Annotated in this window: 13 protein-coding genes; all 13 read left to right on the top strand. The window is 55.5% G+C overall.

Annotated features, from left to right (window positions below; genetic code table 11):
* Window positions 1-646 precede the first annotated feature (646 nt).
* A complete protein-coding gene (locus tag K309_RS0129870) occupies window positions 647-2,086 on the top strand; it encodes a mannose-1-phosphate guanylyltransferase/mannose-6-phosphate isomerase (RefSeq protein ID WP_029049762.1) in 1,440 nt (479 codons plus the stop codon).
* Between the two features lie 249 nt (window positions 2,087-2,335).
* Complete coding sequence (locus tag K309_RS37910; RefSeq protein WP_051320688.1) at window positions 2,336-3,541, top strand: FkbM family methyltransferase; 1,206 nt, start codon at window positions 2,336-2,338, stop codon at window positions 3,539-3,541.
* Entirely contained in the window at window positions 3,541-6,576 is a 3,036-nt protein-coding gene (locus tag K309_RS39370) for a glycosyltransferase family 4 protein (protein ID WP_051320687.1), read from the top strand. The genes K309_RS37910 and K309_RS39370 overlap by 1 nt, the downstream gene beginning before the upstream one ends.
* A 54-nt stretch (window positions 6,577-6,630) precedes the next feature.
* The gene (gmd, locus tag K309_RS0129855; protein ID WP_029049761.1) at window positions 6,631-7,671 is read left to right on the top strand and encodes a GDP-mannose 4,6-dehydratase; all 1,041 of its coding nucleotides are present in this window, start codon (window positions 6,631-6,633) and stop codon (window positions 7,669-7,671) included.
* Window positions 7,655-8,563, top strand: coding sequence for a GDP-mannose 4,6-dehydratase (locus tag K309_RS0129850; protein WP_029049760.1), 909 nt, complete (start codon window positions 7,655-7,657; stop codon window positions 8,561-8,563). Before gmd ends, K309_RS0129850 begins: the two co-directional genes overlap by 17 nt.
* Window positions 8,560-9,684: a glycosyltransferase family 4 protein gene (locus K309_RS0129845; RefSeq protein ID WP_029049759.1), complete on the top strand. Its 1,125-nt coding sequence runs from the start codon at window positions 8,560-8,562 to the stop codon at window positions 9,682-9,684. Before K309_RS0129850 ends, K309_RS0129845 begins: the two co-directional genes overlap by 4 nt.
* Before the next feature lie 14 nt (window positions 9,685-9,698).
* Window positions 9,699-10,841 carry a glycosyltransferase family 4 protein gene (locus tag K309_RS0129840; RefSeq protein WP_029049758.1) on the top strand — a complete coding sequence of 381 codons (1,143 nt, stop codon included), beginning with the start codon at window positions 9,699-9,701 and terminating at the stop codon, window positions 10,839-10,841.
* Between the two features lie 52 nt (window positions 10,842-10,893).
* Complete coding sequence (locus K309_RS0129835; RefSeq protein WP_232232550.1) at window positions 10,894-11,715, top strand: ABC transporter permease; 822 nt, start codon at window positions 10,894-10,896, stop codon at window positions 11,713-11,715.
* 16 nt (window positions 11,716-11,731) lie between these two features.
* Window positions 11,732-12,475 carry an ABC transporter ATP-binding protein gene (locus tag K309_RS0129830; RefSeq protein ID WP_029049756.1) on the top strand — a complete coding sequence of 248 codons (744 nt, stop codon included), beginning with the start codon at window positions 11,732-11,734 and terminating at the stop codon, window positions 12,473-12,475.
* A gap of 77 nt (window positions 12,476-12,552) precedes the next feature.
* Window positions 12,553-12,966, top strand: coding sequence for a hypothetical protein (locus K309_RS42055; RefSeq protein WP_156914488.1), 414 nt, complete (start codon window positions 12,553-12,555; stop codon window positions 12,964-12,966).
* A 642-nt stretch (window positions 12,967-13,608) separates the two neighbouring features.
* Window positions 13,609-14,943 (top strand): class I SAM-dependent methyltransferase, encoded by a 1,335-nt coding sequence (locus K309_RS40640; protein WP_084402608.1) that lies wholly within the window; start codon window positions 13,609-13,611, stop codon window positions 14,941-14,943.
* Entirely contained in the window at window positions 14,943-18,671 is a 3,729-nt protein-coding gene (locus tag K309_RS0129825) for a glycosyltransferase (RefSeq protein WP_029049755.1), read from the top strand. The genes K309_RS40640 and K309_RS0129825 overlap by 1 nt, the downstream gene beginning before the upstream one ends.
* A 303-nt stretch (window positions 18,672-18,974) precedes the next feature.
* Window positions 18,975-19,267, top strand: a 293-nt coding sequence (locus K309_RS40635) for a transposase (protein WP_156914487.1), incomplete at its 3' end; no start/stop codon positions are given.

The raw sequence follows: 19,267 nt of genomic DNA, 5'->3' as shown, positions 1-19,267 counted from the left end.
CATCCGGCACAGCACAGGCTCAGGCGCGTAGCGCAGTCCGGGTGTGCTGCCGGTGGGCATCCCCGTGGCTTACGCGGATAGTTGGCACTGTGCAGCACAGAGCTGCAATGGCAGCAGCCCCTGTCCCGCGCCACCGTCATCAGGTCTTCGTCGATCCGGCGTAACAGGGCAAAAAACGCCGGCGTTTGTAGCAAGGCATGGCACACTGCTGAGGTCTCCTTCATTGCTCGACACAATAAAGGCGACATCTTCCCTCAGGCGCGTGCGTGCACGCTCCCTGAGGGAACCCCTCCAGCGTCCATCACCGTTCTTGCTCAAATCCCCGCGCTTTCGGCATCACGAAAGCTGCTTATGCACAGGCGATTCTGTAAGTGCGTGTATCGGGCCGTTCCATCCGTTTTGTGATCTAATTACCACAACACCGACATCGAGAGGCGCATTTGGCATCTCCTGCCGTGGCGGTGACGCTGCAAGGCAATCAATTTCGCCCCATCTCCGGCCGCTAGCAACATAGAGCGCTCTTGGCAAGAGGCGAGAGGCTAATTGCCGTGAACGTTACAGATGGCAAGACAAAATTACATGGGTCTTACAGGGTCGGCGGGATGCTCCGTTACAATTTGGCCCTGAGTCAAAAAAGTGGTCAATCATGCAAATCATTCCAGTCATTATCTCCGGTGGTGCAGGAACCCGTCTCTGGCCGGTTTCCAGAGAGGCATTCCCCAAGCCGCTGTTGAAGCTTGCTGACGGTGAAAGTCTGCTGCAGAAGACATTTAAGCGGGCCACTTTGTTTGATGAAGTGCCGGAGGTGGTAGTTGTGACCAACCGGGAAACCTTCTTCCTGACCCGGGACGAGTGCCAGGAGGTCAATGAGGAACGGATTCCGCTTGGCTTCGTTCTGGAACCGTTTGGCCGCAATACCGCAGGGGCCGTGGCTTCGGCGGCTTGCTGGGTTCGCGAGAATCATGGCGAGGATGCGGTAATGTTGGTGTTGCCGGCGGATCACCTCATCGAAGACTTGGACAAGTTCCGGGCTGCCGTCGAAGCAGCCGCTGCTGCGGCCTTGGAAGGGCGGATTGTCACTTTCGGCATTCGGCCCACTGCGCCGGAAACCGGCTACGGATACATTGAATTTGACTGCGAGCAAGGTCTGGATGGTGTTCATCCAGTCGTGCGTTTTGTGGAAAAGCCGAAGCTTGAGGTGGCTGAGGCACTGGTGGCTGGCGGGGCACATCTGTGGAATTCCGGGATGTTCTGCTTCTCTGTCCGAACCATTCTCAAGGATTTCAGCCGCTTCACGCCGGATTTGCTCCAGGCATGCGAGAGCAGCTTCGGTGCGGGTGCTAGCTCAACCGCAGACGGATGCCGTTCGCTTGAACTAGACGCGGCTCAGTTTAAGCGCGTCACCGATATTTCCATCGACTACGCAATCATGGAAAAATCCGATCGCGTGTCGGTTGTGCCTAGCGACATGGGTTGGAGCGATATCGGTTCCTGGCACTCCATTAGCGAACTGACGCCGCCAGATGCGCAGGGGAACCGGATTTACGGGGATGCTCTGCTGCATGACGTAAGCAACTGCTATATCAAGAGCGATGCGCGCGTGGTTGGCGCCGTGGGTGTTGATAACCTGATCATCGTCGACACTCCTGATGCGTTGCTGGTGGCCAATCGCGACTGCACGCAAGATGTCAAACACATCGTCGGGCAGCTGAAAAAGAACGGTCACGACAGTTATAAGATCCACAAAACTGCGCACCGTCCATGGGGCACATACACAGTGCTGGAGGAAAGTGACCGCTTCAAGATCAAGCGGATTGTGGTCAAGCCGGGCGCTCAGCTGTCGTTGCAGATGCATCATCACCGTAGTGAGCACTGGATTGTGGTAAGTGGCACCGCAGATGTGGTCAATGGTGAACAAGTCATCTCGCTGCAACCGAATCAGTCTACGTATATCCCGGCGGGACACAAGCATCGGTTGATCAATCCGGGGGTAATGGACCTCGTCCTGATCGAGGTCCAGTGCGGTGAATATCTGGGCGAAGACGACATCGTACGCTTCGAAGATTCATACGGCCGGGTGGTGTAGGCCAAGGGGCATTTTCGTGCGGTGCGGTGAGCGCTTGTCGTAACTATGACAAGCGCTCACCGAATCTGGTGCCGCTTATGCGCTTCATTCGCCGTCCTGATTACCAGCCACAGCCGAATCGATGGAAAGGCATCTCCCCCAACGGCTGTGCCCGACGGCGTCTAAACGTGGCTCGCCCCTGACCAAGGCTTCTGCGCAGGTGATCAGGCCGAATGCGCGGTGGGCCCACAAGTCCTAACTAGTAAGTCAATGACAATTACCTCGTACGCGCAGAATTTCGAAGACGTTTTGCTGTGGCGCGCGCTCAAACACGTGTCTAATGGCTTCTATGTTGACGTTGGTGCGAGTGACCCGGATATCGATTCAGTAACCAGGCTGTTTTATGAGCATGGCTGGTCTGGCATCAACATTGAGCCGGAGCAGGATAGCTGGCGACGGCTTTGTCAGGTACGACCGCGCGACATTAACATTGCCATTGCCGTCGGAGATTCAAAGGGGACGGTTCCGTTTTATTCTATTCCTGTGCGAGGGCTGTCAACGCTTGATTCGGCCGTTGCCGATGCTTATCGCGCCCGTGGCACGGACGTCTTTACGCAGCAGATCGATGTCGACACGCTTTCAAGTGTGCTTGACCGCTACGCAATGCGTCCAATCCATTTTCTCAAGATTGATGTAGAAGGCGCTGAGAGGGCCGTACTGAAGGGTCTCGATCTGGAGGTCTGGCGTCCCTGGGTACTGATCGTGGAGGCTACCAAGCCGAACAGTACCGAGCAAAATCATCAGCTTTGGGAGCCGATTATCCTGTCGGCCGGATATAACTTTGTATATTTCGACGGGCTAAATCGCTACTATGTTGCCAAGGAGCAGCATGATGCGCAATTCGCATTTGAAGTGCCTCCTAACGTATTCGACGATTTCGTTATTGATCGCATGGTCTCCATCGGCCGCGTCGAGGAGCGGCAGGCTGGTGTAGCGGAAAAAGGGGAGATGGCAAGACAAGGTGCACAGCGTCAAGCGGACCTTGTAAAGGCGGTTCGTCGCTATGAGGCCCTCTACACCGAACTCGAACAGTTGCGAACTGAGAACGGCAACTTGCGATCTAGCCTCGATGCTATGCATGCTAGTACGTCATGGCGTCTTACCAAGCCGCTGCGGGCGTCCGCAAAGGCGCTGCGTGCAGTCAAGCGGCCAAGAGCAAGTGCTTTTGCATTATTTAGACGCGTGACCAAAGCATTGGTGCTGGTCGTGCAGGCTCAGGCATGGTTGCGACCAATCCTCAGGTTGATCGCCAAGCGATTCCCGGGACTCTGGGATTGGTTGATGCGCCGCGTTCGTGCTGCTATAGCCACCGAGACGCTGGTAGTGCCATATCTCACCGAAGATGCGCAGATTTTTAAGGCTGCCCTCATCAATCGGCTGAAGACTGATTATAAGATCGTCGGGGAACCCTCCTGATGCGGCTTCTGGTTGACCTTCTTCCCTGCCAAACGACATCCCGTCTGCGTGGCATTGGCAGATATGCGCTGGCACTGACGCAGGCGCTTGTGCGCACCAATGGCGGGCATCAGTTTCATGCTTTGGCGGACGCCCAGTATGGCAAGTCGTGCGACGAACTGCGTACCATGCTGTCACCCATGCTTGAGACCGGACACTTCGCTAGTTATCGGCATAGCGGTGTGTCTGCGTCCATGGACGAGCGACTAGCTGCAAGCCTGGTAACCGGCGCCTATCGGGTTCTGTCCCCGGATGCGGTCCTGTGCCTGAGTCCATTCGAGGGCTGGGCGGAAAATGGCGTTGCGCCGGATCCGGGGATTCGTGTGGGTGCTAGCCTGCGTGCTGCAGTCCTGTACGATCTGATTCCGTGGCTCTTTCCTTCACAGTACCTGGATGCCTCGCCAACCTTCAAGAAATGGTATACGGCGCGCCTTCAGCATCTGAAAAGGTTCGATCTGCTGCTTGCAATCTCGGAGGCGACGCGGCGGGATGCCATAGAGCATCTCGGCATCGAGCCGGGTCGCATTGCCGTTATCGGCGGAGCCGTGGACGAACGGTTTCGCCCCCTCGCCAAGGGCGGGACACCTGGTGATGTCTCCCGGTTTGGTATTCAACGCCCCTTCGTGCTGTATACAGGCAACGCGGATTACCGCAAGAATCTGTCAGGCATGGTGCGCGCCTATGCGCGCATGCCCGAAGCATTGCGGCATACGCATCAGCTCGTAGTGAATCAAACGGGAGATCGCGGGGAGTTCTGGCATGAGGCGAAGGCGCTCGGCCTGCGCGATGGTGATATCGTTGTCACGGGCCATGTCGATGACGCCGAGCTGGTTGCGCTCTACCAGCAGTGCAAGGTCTTTGTATTCCCATCGCTTTATGAAGGCTTCGGCTTGCCGGTCCTGGAGGCAATGGCCTGTGGTGCGCCAGTCATTGCGGCTGACAATTCGTCGATCCCGGAAGTGGTGGGTCGAACCGATGTATTGTTTGACGCGAAAGATCCGGAGGCCATCGCTGTCACCCTGTCACGGGTGCTCTCCGATGAAGGTTTGCAGCAGGAGTTGCGGACCTTCGGCATCGCTCGCGCGGCTGAGTTCAGCTGGGATGCAACGGGCATGAAAGCCTGGCAGGCTATCGAGCACGCGAAGGAGATGCCCCGCGTCCGTGAGCAGTGTAGTGCGAGAGGAGTTGGAGATACCCGGCCGGCGGTTTCCATCATATCTGCTGACGCGGGCTGTTCCGGCAGCGACGAGCCAGGCGAGGGTAGCCAGCTTGCCGTTCAGCTTTCCGCGTTTGCGAATGTCGAGGTGCAAGCAGCGCAGCCCGGTCACAGTCTGTCGATCCACGCCGGATCGGCAGAAGGGACGGCCTTCGATGGCGCTTTGCGCAGTGGAACGGTCGTGTACTCAAGCCAGGATTCTGCACCTCCTGCCTGGCTGCTACGCGAGATGCGGACGAATCCGGGCGTACTGGTACTAGGCCCTTCCGGCCTGGCGGGCGCTTGCCTGGAGCCAGGGATCCGATCCCTGTTATTGCCGCCTTGCGATGAGAGTAATGGGGGAGAGCCAGCGGTCCTCGATGTGCTTGCTTCCACCTTGTCCGTCGTTACGCAGACTGAAGAGGCCGCAAACCAGGTGCGCCGGCTTCAAGCCGGCGGGTGGTGCCCGCCGATCACAGTTCTGGATTTGGTGGGTGGCAATGTCGAAGGCATTCAATCGCTTCTTGATAGCGCTTCATATCTTGCGCCTTCTCGCCTCGTGGATGAGGTCGCACAGTCATTGGAGGAATTGCCTTCGGACGAGTCGCTGCTCGACAGGATCTGCGCAAGTGCTGGCCATAACCTGAGGCTCAATCGGCATGGCCGGCTCCTGATCGATGTGACGCAATTGGCCAGGACTGATGCACGCAGTGGAATCCAGCGGGTGGTGCGCAATATCGTGCGTGAGCTGTGCCTCGGTGCGGATACGCCGCCGATCGAAGTTGTGCAGCTTGTCAACGGCAGGCTGGTTCGGGCTGCCGGTGTGGTCGCGTCGGTGTTCGATCGAAAGCGCGATGCATATGGGGACGCGGTTATCGATATCCATCCGGGTGATGTGCTGTTGATGCTCGATTCGTCCTGGGAACAGTATGAGCAGTTCCTGCCCGTATTCGAGGAGGTCAGGCAGTTTGGCGGGCGTATTGTGTCGGTTGTCTACGACCTGATCCCAATCCTGCACCCCGAGTACTGCAGTCCTGGCCTAGTTTCCGTTTTCAAGAACTGGCTGCGGTCGGCGGTGATGGAGAGCGATATGCTGATCTGCATTTCGCGAGCAGTGAAGACAACTCTGGCGGATCATCTTGCTGACGCGAAAGTACAGCCTCCGCGGCCGCTTCTGCTTGAGCATTGGAACCTTGGCGCCGATCTGGCAGTGCTAGAACAGGAATTGAGCATCAGGCCAGCGGTGCAGGCCATGGTCGATGACGTGTCTTCACCCCTCTTTCTTCTGGTGGGCACCATTGAGCCGCGCAAGGGGCACGGTTTTGTACTTGATGCCTTTGAGCAGATCTGGGCCGCCGGCGGCGACGCACGATTGTGCTTCGCGGGAAAGCAGGGGTGGCATGTGGAAGCCCTCGTATCGAGGATTCGCAACCATCCCATGAACGGGAAGAAGCTGTTTGTGATCGAGGCTTTTACCGACGCGGAGATCAATCGCTGCTACGAAAGCGCCACAGCGCTGATTGCCGCCTCCACGATTGAAGGCTACGGCTTGCCGATTGTGGAAGCCGCAATGCACCGGGTGCCAGTGCTGGCAAGCGACATCCCCGTGTTCCGCGAGGTCGGCGGCGAGGGTGCCATCTACTTTCAACTTGGCGTGCCTTCCTCGCTCGGAGAGGCGGTAAGTCGCATCACAGAGATGCCGGAGGACGAGCGTCGGGCGTTGGCGGGTAGAATTCGACCCATTACTTGGCGGGAGAGTGCGCGCCAGTTGGCTGGGAAGCTCTTTGGGCGGCTGGCGTGACGTCCATCCCGAATCGAGAACACTGAATGTCAACATTTCTTCAGGACTAGAACGATGAATCAACGTGTTGCTGTAATTACCGGGGTGACCGGTCAGGATGGTGCCTATCTCACCGAGCTTCTGCTGGAGAAGGGCTATACCGTCTACGGTACCTATCGCCGGACCAGCTCGGTCAACTTCTGGCGCATGGATGAACTAGGCATCACCGATCACCCCAACCTTCATCTGGTGGAGTTCGACCTCACTGACCTGAGCACGTGCATTCGCCTGCTGCAGACCAGTGGCGCCACGGAGGTCTACAACCTGGCTGCCCAGAGCTTCGTCGGGGTCTCATTCGAGCAGCCCGTGACCACGGCTGAAATTACCGGTGTCGGAGCGCTCAATTTGCTCGAGGCTATTCGCACCGTCAATCCGAAGATCCGCTTCTATCAGGCATCCACCTCCGAAATGTTCGGTAAGGTGCAGGCCATCCCGCAGATCGAGACGACGCCGTTCTACCCGCGCAGCCCGTATGGCGTGGCCAAGCTTTATGCCCACTGGATCACGGTGAATTACCGCGAGTCCTATGGGATCTTTGGTTCCAGCGGCATCCTGTTCAACCATGAATCGCCGTTGCGCGGGCGCGAGTTCGTGACGCGAAAGATCACGGACTCGGCAGCGAAAATCAAGCTGGGTAAGCTCGATGTCCTGGAACTGGGCAACCTGGATGCCAAGCGGGATTGGGGTTTCGCCAAGGAATATGTCGAAGGCATGTGGCGCATGCTGCAGGCTGACGAGCCGGACACCTTCGTGCTTGCCACCAACCGTACCGAAACCGTTCGCGATTTCGTGACGATGGCTTTCAAGGCCGTGGATGTGTCGCTCGAGTGGAAGGGCAGCGGGGAGGCTGAAATGGGTGTCGATACCGCGACGGGCAAGACCATCGTGCGCATCAATCCGAAGTTCTACCGGCCCGCTGAAGTTGACCTGCTGATTGGCAATCCGGCCAGAGCAAAGGAAAAGCTGGGCTGGCAACCGCAAACCACACTCGAGCAACTGTGCCAGATGATGGTCGAGGCAGATCTGCGGAGAAATCAGATTGGCTTCTCCTTCTAAGAAGGCGGTGCCACGCGCCTTGATTACTGGGGCGCGTGGATTTACCGGACACTATCTCAGCGAAACGCTGCGCCAGGCCGGCGTCGGCGTAATGGGGGCGTCCGTCCATCCGGACGTGGCTGCCACGGATGATATTCCGCTGGATGTTACCGACCTCGATCAGTGCCGCCGCGTCATCGATGAGCAGCGGCCAGATTATATTGCGCACCTTGCCGCCATCAGCTATGTCGCACATGCGGATGAGCTGGCGTTCTATCGCGTCAATGTCCTCGGCACGCTGAATCTGCTGCAGGCGTGTGCCGACGTTGGGCACCAGCCGGCGAAGATTCTCATCGCGAGCAGCGCCAATGTCTATGGCAATGCCTGTGAAGGCGTCATTGAAGAGAGCCAGCAGCCGCAGCCGGTCAATCACTACGCCGCCAGCAAAGTCGCGATGGAGTATATGGTCCGGACCTGGTTCGATCGTTTACCGATCATCGTGACCAGGCCGTTCAACTATACCGGTGTCGGCCAGGCAGAGCATTTCCTGGTGCCGAAGATCGTTTCGCATTTCAAGCGGGGCGAGCGTTCCATCGAGCTCGGCAACCTCGATGTAACACGCGATTTTTCCGATGTGCGCACAGTCGCCAGCATTTACGCTGCGCTGCTGGACGGCCCTGCATGCGGGGAGATGGTGAACGTCTGCAGTGGGCAACCGTTCAGCTTGCGAGACATCATCGCTGTCGTCGAGCAGCTCGCTGGCTATTCGATTGAAGTCCACGTCAATCCGGCTTTTGTACGACCCAATGAGGTGCGTATGCTGGTCGGATCCACCAGGAAGCTGGAGTCCCTGGTTCCTGGTCTGGAAAGACCGGCATTCGAAGAAACGCTGCGCTGGATGTACGCAGGATGAGGGAGCTGCGTGTCGGCATCAGTTCCCTGCCTATAGTGGGAGGTGCGCATGGTGGACGAATCGATGGGATCGGCGTCTACACCAGCGCGTTGGTGCGTGCGCTGCCCGGCTCCGGGTGCCAGCCGATTCCGTGCTTCTACTCGAACCGCTCGGCAGGCACGCTTGCCATGACCGCGGCCGTCACCTTTCCGCACCCATTCCTCGTGCAGGCGGCCATCAGCAGTCTGGGATTCCGGCTAAGGGTCGGGAGGCAGATCGATGTCTATCACGCCACGGATTTCCGTGCGGTACGTATGGATTGCCCGGTAGTCGCCACTCTCCATGATGCCGTTCCACTCAAGCATCCGGAATGGACCAGTCCAAGGTTGCGTGCACTGAAGAACTGGCAGATCAGGCAGGCTGGCCGCAATGCCGATCATGTGATTGCTCACGCGCGCGCTTCGATCGCGGACCTGGTCGAGTTCTTCGGCGTCGATGAAAGGAAGATCTCGGTAGTGCCCTGCGGCATTGATCGCCAGTGGCTGCAACCGGTCGATGCGCAGGAAGTCGTAAGCGTCGCATCGAAGTACGGGCTGGCGCCGGAATATTTCCTGTTTGTCGGGACGATTCAGCCGCGGAAAAATGTTGGCCGGATTCTGGCCGCTTATCTTGCCCTGCCAAGGCGAATTCGCGAAACGCGACAACTGGTCATCGTCGGCCGGGCTGGCTGGCGCTGCCAGGCGGAGATTGATGGGATCCGTGCCGCGCAGGCCCGCGGAGAGCGTGTCGTGTGGCTCGAGTCAGTGAAGAGTGAGCAGGAATTGAAGGCTATTTATACCGGTGCAGGCGTCTTTGTGTTTCCTTCACTGTATGAGGGATTTGGTATCCCGCTGCTGGAGGCCTTCGCTTGCGGCGTACCCGTGATTACTTCGACCAGTTCGTCCTTGCCAGAGGTTGCCGCCGGTGCGGCCGTGGAAGTCGACGCGTCCAGCGTGGCTGAACTTGTCGTAGCGATGGAGCGGCTGACCGAGGATCGGAACGTCCGCAGCACATGTATTGCCCTGGGCCGGGAGCGTGCGTTTCGCCTGTCGTGGGAGAATACGGCCAAGCTGACTGCCGAAGTTTACCGACGCGTCGCCTGAGAAGCCGGACCAACATGCGCGTATTGCACGTTTTTAAGACCTATTACCCTGACTCCTTCGGTGGCGTCGAGCAAGTGATTCGTCAAATCATCCTGTCGGCGCGCCCGCTGGGTGTGGAAGGTCGCGTCTTTACGCTGAGTAAATCGACACGTCAGGTGCGTCGGGTGCGTGACGGTGAGATCGAAGTCATTCAGGCGCCCACCAATCTCGATGTGGCATCAACCCCGTTTTCGTTGTCGGCGCTGAAGCCATTCAAGGATGCTTCGAAATGGGCGGATGTCATCCATTACCATTTCCCGTGGCCTTTTGGGGATATGCTCCATCTGCTTGGGCGCCCGCGTAGGCCTTCGCTGTTGACCTATCACTCGGACATAGTCCGGCAACGTACCCTTTTGCACTTTTATCGCCCACTGATGCGGCGCTTCATTGGAAGCATGGACGCGGTGGTGGCGACCTCTCCCAACTATGTCGAGACCAGTGAAACCCTGCAGGAGTTTCGTGACAAGGTTTCAGTGGTCCCGATCGGCTTGAACGAGGCCAGTTACCCGACCGTTAAATCAGAGCGCGTTGCCTATTGGAAGGACAGGGTGGGTAACCGCTTTTTCCTGTTTGTTGGCGTTATCCGTTATTACAAGGGCCTGCATATCTTGCTCAACGCCATACAAGGAGCTCCTTTTCATGTCGTTATTGTGGGGGCTGGACCGATAGAATTACAGCTGCGCAAGCAGGCTGAGTCGCTCGGGCTTGATAACGTCCATTTTCTCGGAGCATTGCCGGACGAGGATAAAATGGCGCTGCTGAGTCTCTGTCATGCAGTTGTATTCCCGTCACATTTGCGTTCGGAAGCTTATGGCGTGACCCTGCTGGAGGGGGCCATGAACAGCAAACCGTTGATTTCTTCCGAAATCGGAACTGGAAGCAGTTTCATCAATATCGATGGTGAAACGGGTCTGGTGGTGCCACCAGGCGATCCGGCTGCCTTCCGCAAGGCAATGGAGCGGTTATATGAAGATGATGCTCTCGCTGCCATCATGGGCGCTCAGGCCCGCCAGAGATTCGAGTCAGAATTTACGGCGGAGAAAATGGCTGCCTCCTACGTGGAGTTATATCGGCGCATCGTGCAGGTTGACGGGGCGATTTGCCGCCGGAAGTTCTGAATACGGTTGGCAAAGATGACTCACACCTTTGCCTGGATTAAAATTGCATTTTGTGACTAACTCGGTGTTTGTAATGCGCAATGGTTTGGCAGTTGCAGCGGTTTCTGACATAAGCGCGGCATCGCGGCGCCTTTCCCTGGTGGCAATGCTGGGATGGCAGGATGTTCGCCAACGCTATCGACGATCTGCGTTGGGGCCATTTTGGCTGACGCTCAGCATGGGTGTCATGATCGGCACTATTGGGATCGTTTTCGGGCAGATTTTTAAATCGCCCCTAGACGAATTCCTGCCCTATCTGGCGGCGGGCATGATTCTGTGGGCTTTCATTTCTTCCATTGTCACGGAAGGTTGTACTGGATTTATTGCCGCGGAAGGGATTATCAAGCAACTCCCGATCCCCTTGTTCGTTCACATTTTGCGCATGATCTGGCGGAATGTGCTGATTCTTGGCCACAATATCGTGATTCTGCCGCTGGTATTCCTGGCCGTGGGAAAGCCATTGAGCATCGTTGCTTTGCTAATTATCCCGGGCCTGTTTCTGGCGATCATCAATCTGACGTGGGTTGCCTTGATTCTGGCGATCCTGTGTGCCCGATATCGCGATTTGCCGCAAATGGTGGGTAGCGTTTTGCAGGTTGTTTTTTACCTGACGCCCATCATGTGGATGCCAAGCCATTTGCCGGAGCGAGCCAGTCTCTATCTGCTTGATTTGAATCCGATCTATCACGTGCTTGAAATTGTCCGCTCTCCGTTGCTGGGCCAAGTTCCGACCGCGCTGAACTGGAGCGTATCCCTTGCCATGGCGCTTTTGGGGTGGGGCGCAGCGATTCTGGTGTATGGACGTTACAAGCGCCGCATCGCCTATTGGCTCTGAATAAGGAAATTGAACAGTGGCTTCGATTGAATTCAAGGACGTCTGCGTCGATTTTCCTATTTACAACGCGAGTGGCAGATCATTGAAGAAGCGGCTGATCCAAGTCGCAACCGGTGGTCAATTGGGCGCGGATCAGCAGGGCCGGGTGGTGGTCCGGGCCTTGGAGGGGCTGTCCTTTACACTTCGCGATGGCGATCGGGTTGGCCTGCTCGGTCACAACGGGGCGGGGAAAAGCACGCTGCTTCGCCTGTTGAGCGGCGTCTATGAGCCATCCTCCGGAAACGCCAGGATCAAAGGCGAAATCGGATCGCTGATCGATATCTCGCTCGGAATCGATCCGGAAGCGACCGGCCGGGAAAATATCTATCTTCGTGGCGGCCTGCTGGGCATGACCAAGGCGCAGATCACCAGCCAGATCGAGAATATTATCGAATTCTCCGAATTGGGAGATTTCGTCGATATGCCGTTGCGTACCTATTCGACCGGTATGCATTTGCGGCTGGCATTTGCCGTGTCGACCATCGTGCGGCCGGAGATCCTGCTGATGGATGAGTGGCTTTCGGTCGGTGACGAGGGCTTCAAGCATAAGGCCGAAGAGCGCATGACGGAGTTGGTGCAGTCCACCAACATCCTTGTGATCGCCAGCCATTCACGTGATCTGGTGCTGCATACATGTAACCGTGTTATCTGGCTCGAACATGGTAAAGTCCGGATGGATGGGGATCCGCAATCGGTGGTTCCAGCCTATTTCGGAGCCTGAGTTCGTAATGAACGAGATACATCGCGACGGCGTGGATGTTTCGGCAGCCTTTCAGGTTGCGTCAAAGCGAATGAAAAATGGAAAACAGGCTGGCGGTGCGGCGTGCTCCAGCGCAGGCCGATATCACCATGACTCATGATCACGACACCGGGCAGGAAATTCCACAAGATGGAGTGACTACGTCCTGGATCAAGAAGGTGTTGCGGCCGGTCGCGCGGTTCGGATTTCGTCTGGCCAAGCCCTTGCTTCGGCCGATTGCATCAAGGATGGGGAGTTATCTGCTCGATGGCGTGCATCAGAATATTCTGCACGAAATCAGGCATGCGTCCACTATTACGGCGCAAGAAGGTCGTGCAACGAGGGGAGTTGCTCGAATCGTATGGGAAGTCACAGCAGGAGATTCGCAGAGCATTGGCTTCCACGCTCCAGGAATTACATGTACCGCCCGAACTGCACATGCAGTCCCAGCATCGCTTTCGGCAGCTATCTGATCCCGCCTCTCAGAGACTGCAGGATTGGATCGAGAACATTTATTCTCGTCTCGATCGAATTGAAGAATATAGCTATGCCACGGCGCGTCGCGTTGCCATACCTTGTAGCCAAGGGATGTTCTTGTAAAGACCGAGGCAGGTTTCATTCTGTTTGCCGCGAGCGACCATGCCTTCCCGCGGCCCTCGCGCCGAACGCTGCGCCGGCGCAGGAAGAAGAAGGGACGGCCGAGGTCGAGGTGGCGGGCCCCAGGCGCAAGAAGCGCGGTCGCAAGCCGCTCGATCCGGCACACAACACAAGAGTTGCCACCCCAACTGGGCGAGGACGGAAAATGATCGCGACGATCCGCCATGGACTGTAAATCGACTGCATCACCCTGATGGCTTTGACATTGTGCCACAGCTTTTATCGTCGGAAGTGTAATGCGGGAGATTCAGTCGATTTATCCCCGTTTCCTCCTTGGGGCTGTGCGGACGGGGCTGAACTCACTGGCGACTATGGTATTACAAACGAGCAGGCCAGAAATAATCATATTAATAACAGTTATCAAAGCAAGATCATACACTGGAATTTAATGTGATTAATGTCTAGACAAGCGTTTTTTGGGGCGGGGTTTGATTGTAGACTGGCATCAGGAGCTCATTATGAGTTATGAATTTTATCGCGCGTTTGAAGATCGACATCGTGGCTCCAGGACGCAGATAAAAGAGCGACAGAGATCGTATTTGCCATTTATTCGCCCATTGCTTACGTTTGGGTTTGACATAGTTGCTCTTGATTTAGGGTGTGGCCGTGGAGAGTGGTTGGAACTCCTGACTGAGGAGGGATTTCTCGCCAAAGGAGTCGACTTGGACGATGGCATGCTTGAGGCGTGCCATGTGTTGGGGCTAAATGCTCAAAAAGAGGACGCGCTGAGTGCATTGCGCTCAATACCCGACGAGTCCTTATCTGTGGTTTCGGCGTTTCACGTAGTGGAGCACCTGGATTTCGAGTGCCTTGCTGCACTAGTATCGGAGGCGTTTCGCGTGTTACGCCCGGGTGGGATTTTGATTCTTGAGACCCCCAACCCTGAAAACATTATTGTTGCGGGGTGTAATTTTTATTTAGATCCCAGTCATAAAAATCCGATCCCTCCAGAGCTTCTTGGATTCGTCGTTGAGTACTCTGGGTTTTCAAGGATAAAAAAAATACGATTGCAAGAATCGGAGATCCTGCGCGACCAGAATGTTGACGTTCATTTATTGGATGTATTGGGCGGCGTAAGCCCAGACTATGGCATAGTTGCTCAAAAAGTCTGTGATGGAGATCTGTCGAAATTATTTGACGATGCATTTAATGCAGATTATGGGCTGACCTTGGCAGTATTGGCGAGTCGATTCGAAAATCGGTTGACCAATCGAAATAATGAGTTCGAGGACCAACTTCAGAGCCTCGGCAAAAATGTTGCTCTACTGGATCGTCGTATCGAGAAGTTCGACCAGCATAACCAACAAGCTAGAGCGCATAGCCATCAAGTTGAATTACATTTCCAGCAAGTCGAATTGGACATACGGCAAGTTCGAAGCGAAATGCAACAGATTTCGACGCAATTGCAGGCGGTCTATTGCAGTACATCGTGGCGTATTACGGCACCGCTGCGGCGTGTAGCGACATTCGCGCGTAATGCAAAACGAGGGAGCAAAGAAAAAGCGCGACGGTTCTTGCAGCGGTGCGCGATATATGCCGACCGTCGGCCATTACTACGACGACTGGTCGGGCGAGCGCTGGATGTTGTTCCAAGCGTTAAACAACGCTTGATTCGCATTATTGTCGGTGCTCCCATACAATCGACGGCTGAGGTTCCGACGACCGACGTGCCGGTGACCGAGGTTCGTATGAACGTGGTTCCTGTTGAGGATGACGGGTTGACGCCCCGAGCCCGGAAATTCTACGTGGCATTGAAAGCTGCTCTGGAAAGTAGAGATAAGGGAAGACATTGATGCGTATTGTTTTCGACATGCAGGGGGCGCAGAGCCTTGCGTCGCGAAATCGAGGCATAGGCCGCTATACCTTGTCTATCGTCAAGGCTATGATTCGGCATCGCGGTGAGCATGAAATCCTCCTCGCATTGAATGGTTCGTTCGAAAGTGAGAACGCTTCCCTATGCGAAGAGTTTAGACATACGCTTGCGCGGAAAAACATTCGCATTTGGTCTCCACCGAAGTCGGTTGCTTACGTTGGCGAAGAAAATGGTTGGCGTCGCCGAGCAGCTGAGCTGACTTATGAAAGTTTTTTGCTAAGTCTGAAGCCGGACTTTATCTATATCACCAGTCTTTTCGAGGGTTTTGGCGACGAATCAGTAACGAGTATTCATGCTCTCCAAGAAAGCGTCCCGGTTGCCGTTACGCTTTTCGACTTGATTCCGTATATCTACCCCGATCCATACTTGGAAAATCCTTCTTTTAGGGCTTGGTACATGGAAAAGATCGAGCACCTGCGGCGGGCCGATCTGTGGTTGGCGATATCCGAATCTTCTCGTCAGGAGGGTATCAGATATTTGAATTTAGCAAATGAACAGTCAGTTAATATTTCCACCGGCGTGGATACATGGTTCCTACCCACGCGTATTGATTGCGAGCAGGAAGCGATTCTGCGCCGCAAATATGGATTATCCAAGCCTTTCGTGCTGTATACGGGTGGCATTGATCACCGTAAAAATGTCGAGGGACTGATTCGCGCCTTTTCACTTCTGCCGCAAGAGTTACGGCAGTCTCATCAACTGACGATCGTTTGTTCGATCCAGCCGGCTAGCCGCGAGGTGTTCGAGCGCTTGGCCAGGCAATTCGGTCTAGATGCACAGGATGTCGTATTTACGGATTTTGTGCCGGATGAGGAATTACTGTCTTTCTATAATTTGTGCCGACTATTCGTGTTTCCTTCGTGGCACGAGGGATTCGGATTGCCAGTATTGGAAGCAATGCGATGTGCTGCTCCAGTCATTGGTTCGAATACGTCGAGCGTGCCGGAAGTGATTGGCTGGAGCGAGGCGCTGTTCGATCCAAAATCTGATGGATCAATTGCCGAATGTATGCGGCGCGGCCTGACTGATGAGCAGTTCAGGCAGGAACTGGTGGTGCGCGCCGAGAACCAAGCACAAAAGTTCTCATGGGATGAAAGCGGTCGTCGTGCAATTAGTGCAATGGAGTCGCGGTATGAGGCTTGGTTGGAGCAGAAACGGACTGCATTAGGCCAAACATCGCGCCCCCGGTTGGCGTATGTATCACCTCTGCCGCCCTCTCGAACGGGAATTGCTGACTACAGTGCGCAGTTACTGCCTGCGCTTTCTGAGTTTTACGATATCGATGTTATCGTTGAAGATGGCATGGATGTTGACGTTCAATTCAAATACGGCGCCGTCAGAACATCGGAATTCTTGCTCCGAAATCCCGATGCATATGACAGTGTGCTGTACCACTTCGGCAATTCATCGTTTCATCGATACATGTTTCCGCTCCTCGAGGTCGTGCCTGGGGTAGTGGCGCTGCACGATTTTTTTCTTTCTGGGATTGCAGCCGAGATGGATACCCAAAGATGGCACCCTGGCTACTGGTCCACGGCGCTGTACGCGGGGCACGGTTATGCTGGTGTGAGAGACCGGCATCAGAAATCGGATACGGCAGATGTTGTGTGGGAATATCCGTGTAGTTTGGATGTGATTCAGAAGAGCCTGGGGCTTATCGTTCACTCGGAAAATGCGATACGATTGGCACGGCAATGGTACGGTGGGGATACGGCCGATTGGGTTCAGATACCTCTTGCGCGCAATACTGCGGTTGATTTTGATAAAGCCGACGCTCGCGCATCGTTAGGATTTGGGGAAAACGATTACTTGGTCTGTGCATTCGGCTTACTAGGTCCGACAAAATTGAATCACCGGTTGTTACAAGCATGGGCCGACTCGTCGCTGGCCCATAATTCTACGTGCCATCTAATTTTCGTTGGAGAAAATCAGCTCGGTCGTTACGGTGACGAACTGGTCAGTAGTATTCATGAACTGGGCGAGCGACCCAATGTCCGCATTACCGGTTGGGCAGACACCCAAACTTTCCATCGATATCTGGCTGCAGCAGACGTCGGTGTGCAATTGCGGACTCTTTCTAGAGGGGAGACTTCCGCAACGGTCCTAGATTGCATGAATTACGCAAAGGCGACGATCGTTAATGCGAACGGCAGCATGGCGGATCTGGATCCCGAGACCGTCTGGATGCTGCCAGACGAATTTTCCGATCACGAGCTAACGAACGCATTGGACACATTGTACTCAGACTCGAGCTTGCGCCAAAAAATGGGAGCGTTGGCACGAGAAACCATTTTGACTCATCACTCGCCGGATGTGTGCGCCGCACGATATCGGAATGCTATCGAATCTTTCTATCACCAGGCCAGCGCGAATACCGCTGTGTTAGCGCGCACAATTATTAGCCGTGTTGGTGAGGCGGACGACACTCACTTTCGGCAATTGGCGACGTCTACGGCGATGAACTTTGTACCGCGTAACAGCCGGCGGCAATTATTGGTAGATATTTCGGAACTTGTCCAACGCGACGCAAAAAGTGGAATTCAGCGAGTGGTTTGTAGTTTGCTGAAGGAGTGGCTGGAGCATCCGCCGGAAGGTTTCCGAGTGGAACCCGTTTATGCGACGACCGAGCAGGCCTACCGCTACGCTCGCAGCTTTACGATGAAGCTAATGGGTTTTGAAGACCATTGGTTGCAAGACGCACCGATTGATTATGGTCCCGGGGACATTTTCATCGGATTGGATCTACAGCCACAGATTGTTCCGGCGCAACGCGCGTTTTATCAGGATATGAAGTTACGTGGAGTAGAGGTCAAATTTGTTGTTTATGACCTGCTTTGTGTTCTTCAGCCGCAATACTTCGTTCCTGGCGCGACAGAAGGATTTGAGCGGTGGTTGAGCGTGGTGTTGGAAAGCGATGGCGCAATATGCATTTCGAAAGCGGTTGCGGGAGAGCTTGCTGATTGGATCAATCAGTGGGCTCCCGAACGGGCCCAATCTTTTGCGATTGATTGGTTTCATCTCGGCGCGGATATTGACAATCCGCTCGGATTGCCAGGAGTTCCGGGCGATGCCGGCTCGGCATTCAAGCCGTTGAGTGATATCCCGACTTTCTTAATGGTTGGCACATTGGAACCTCGGAAGGGGCACGCCCAGGTGCTGGCCGCTTTCGAGCAACTGTGGCGTGAGAACCAGAACGTCAACTTGGTTATTGTCGGTAAAAAGGGGTGGTTGGTTGAGAATCTGGCGGTCGCGCTGCGAACCCATGCTGAACAAGGGAAGCGTTTGTTTTGGCTGGAAAGTGTTACTGATGAATATTTGTCGCGTGTGTATGCTGCAAGCTCATGTTTGGTTGCCGCGTCCTATGGTGAGGGCTTTGGTTTGCCTCTAATTGAGGCGGCTCGGCACGGATTGCCAATTATCGCGCGAGACTTGCCGGTATTCCGCGAGGTGGCTGGAGAACACGCCTACTATTTTTCGGCCAATCAGGGAAGCGACTTGGCCGCTGCCATTAAGACATGGCTTGAGCTCAGGAAAAACGAGCAAGAGCCCTCTTCTCGGGAAATACCTTTTTTGACATGGACGCAGAGCGCGCAAAATTTCGCAAAATTTTTTACGCAAAAGAAAGTATGCGAAGGCCTTCCTCGGTGATTGCGTATTTCCGGCCGATCGTGACCAGTCATTCCGGATTATCGTGACCGCGGATTCCGGCATCGTGACTGGCATTTCCGGTTTATCGTGACCGGCCGTTCCGGCGATCGTGACCGGCTCGCCGGGGGCCATCTCACCTCTGACGTGGTGGCGCCCGGCTTGCATGATCCGGTTGGGGATGTTGCTTATTTTTCAACCCAGGCTGTGGATAACCTTCGTAAGCGTGGCCCCAGCACCGTCTGTTCATGAAGAGCCTTAGGCGGCAATCTGGTTCCCACCAGAATTTGGTGGGAACCATAAGAAATGGAAATCAAGGCGCGGGGTCGCCGACGAGGCTCCAAAAATTACACGAAGGCGTTCCGCACGCAGGTCGTGGCCGACACACGGGACCCGACGCGCTCACTGGCAGAAGTTGCACGAGCGCATGGCCTGAACGCGAATCTTGTGTCGAAGTGGCGGCGGGATCAGGAGCGGACCGCGGCGTCCGCATCCGAGCCGGCCGAACTATTCCTGCCCATAGAGATGGCATCGCCGCCGATGCCGGAGCCGATTGGATCGTCCGGGCTCGTCATCGAATGTCGGGGCGTGCGCGTGTG

Origin of the sequence: Cupriavidus phytohabitans (genome assembly GCF_000426345.1) — a bacterium.
Classification (GTDB): Bacteria; Pseudomonadota; Gammaproteobacteria; order Burkholderiales; family Burkholderiaceae; genus Cupriavidus.
The sequence above is the reverse complement of the archived record's forward strand: the minus strand, read 5'-3'. Positions and strand labels throughout refer to the sequence as shown.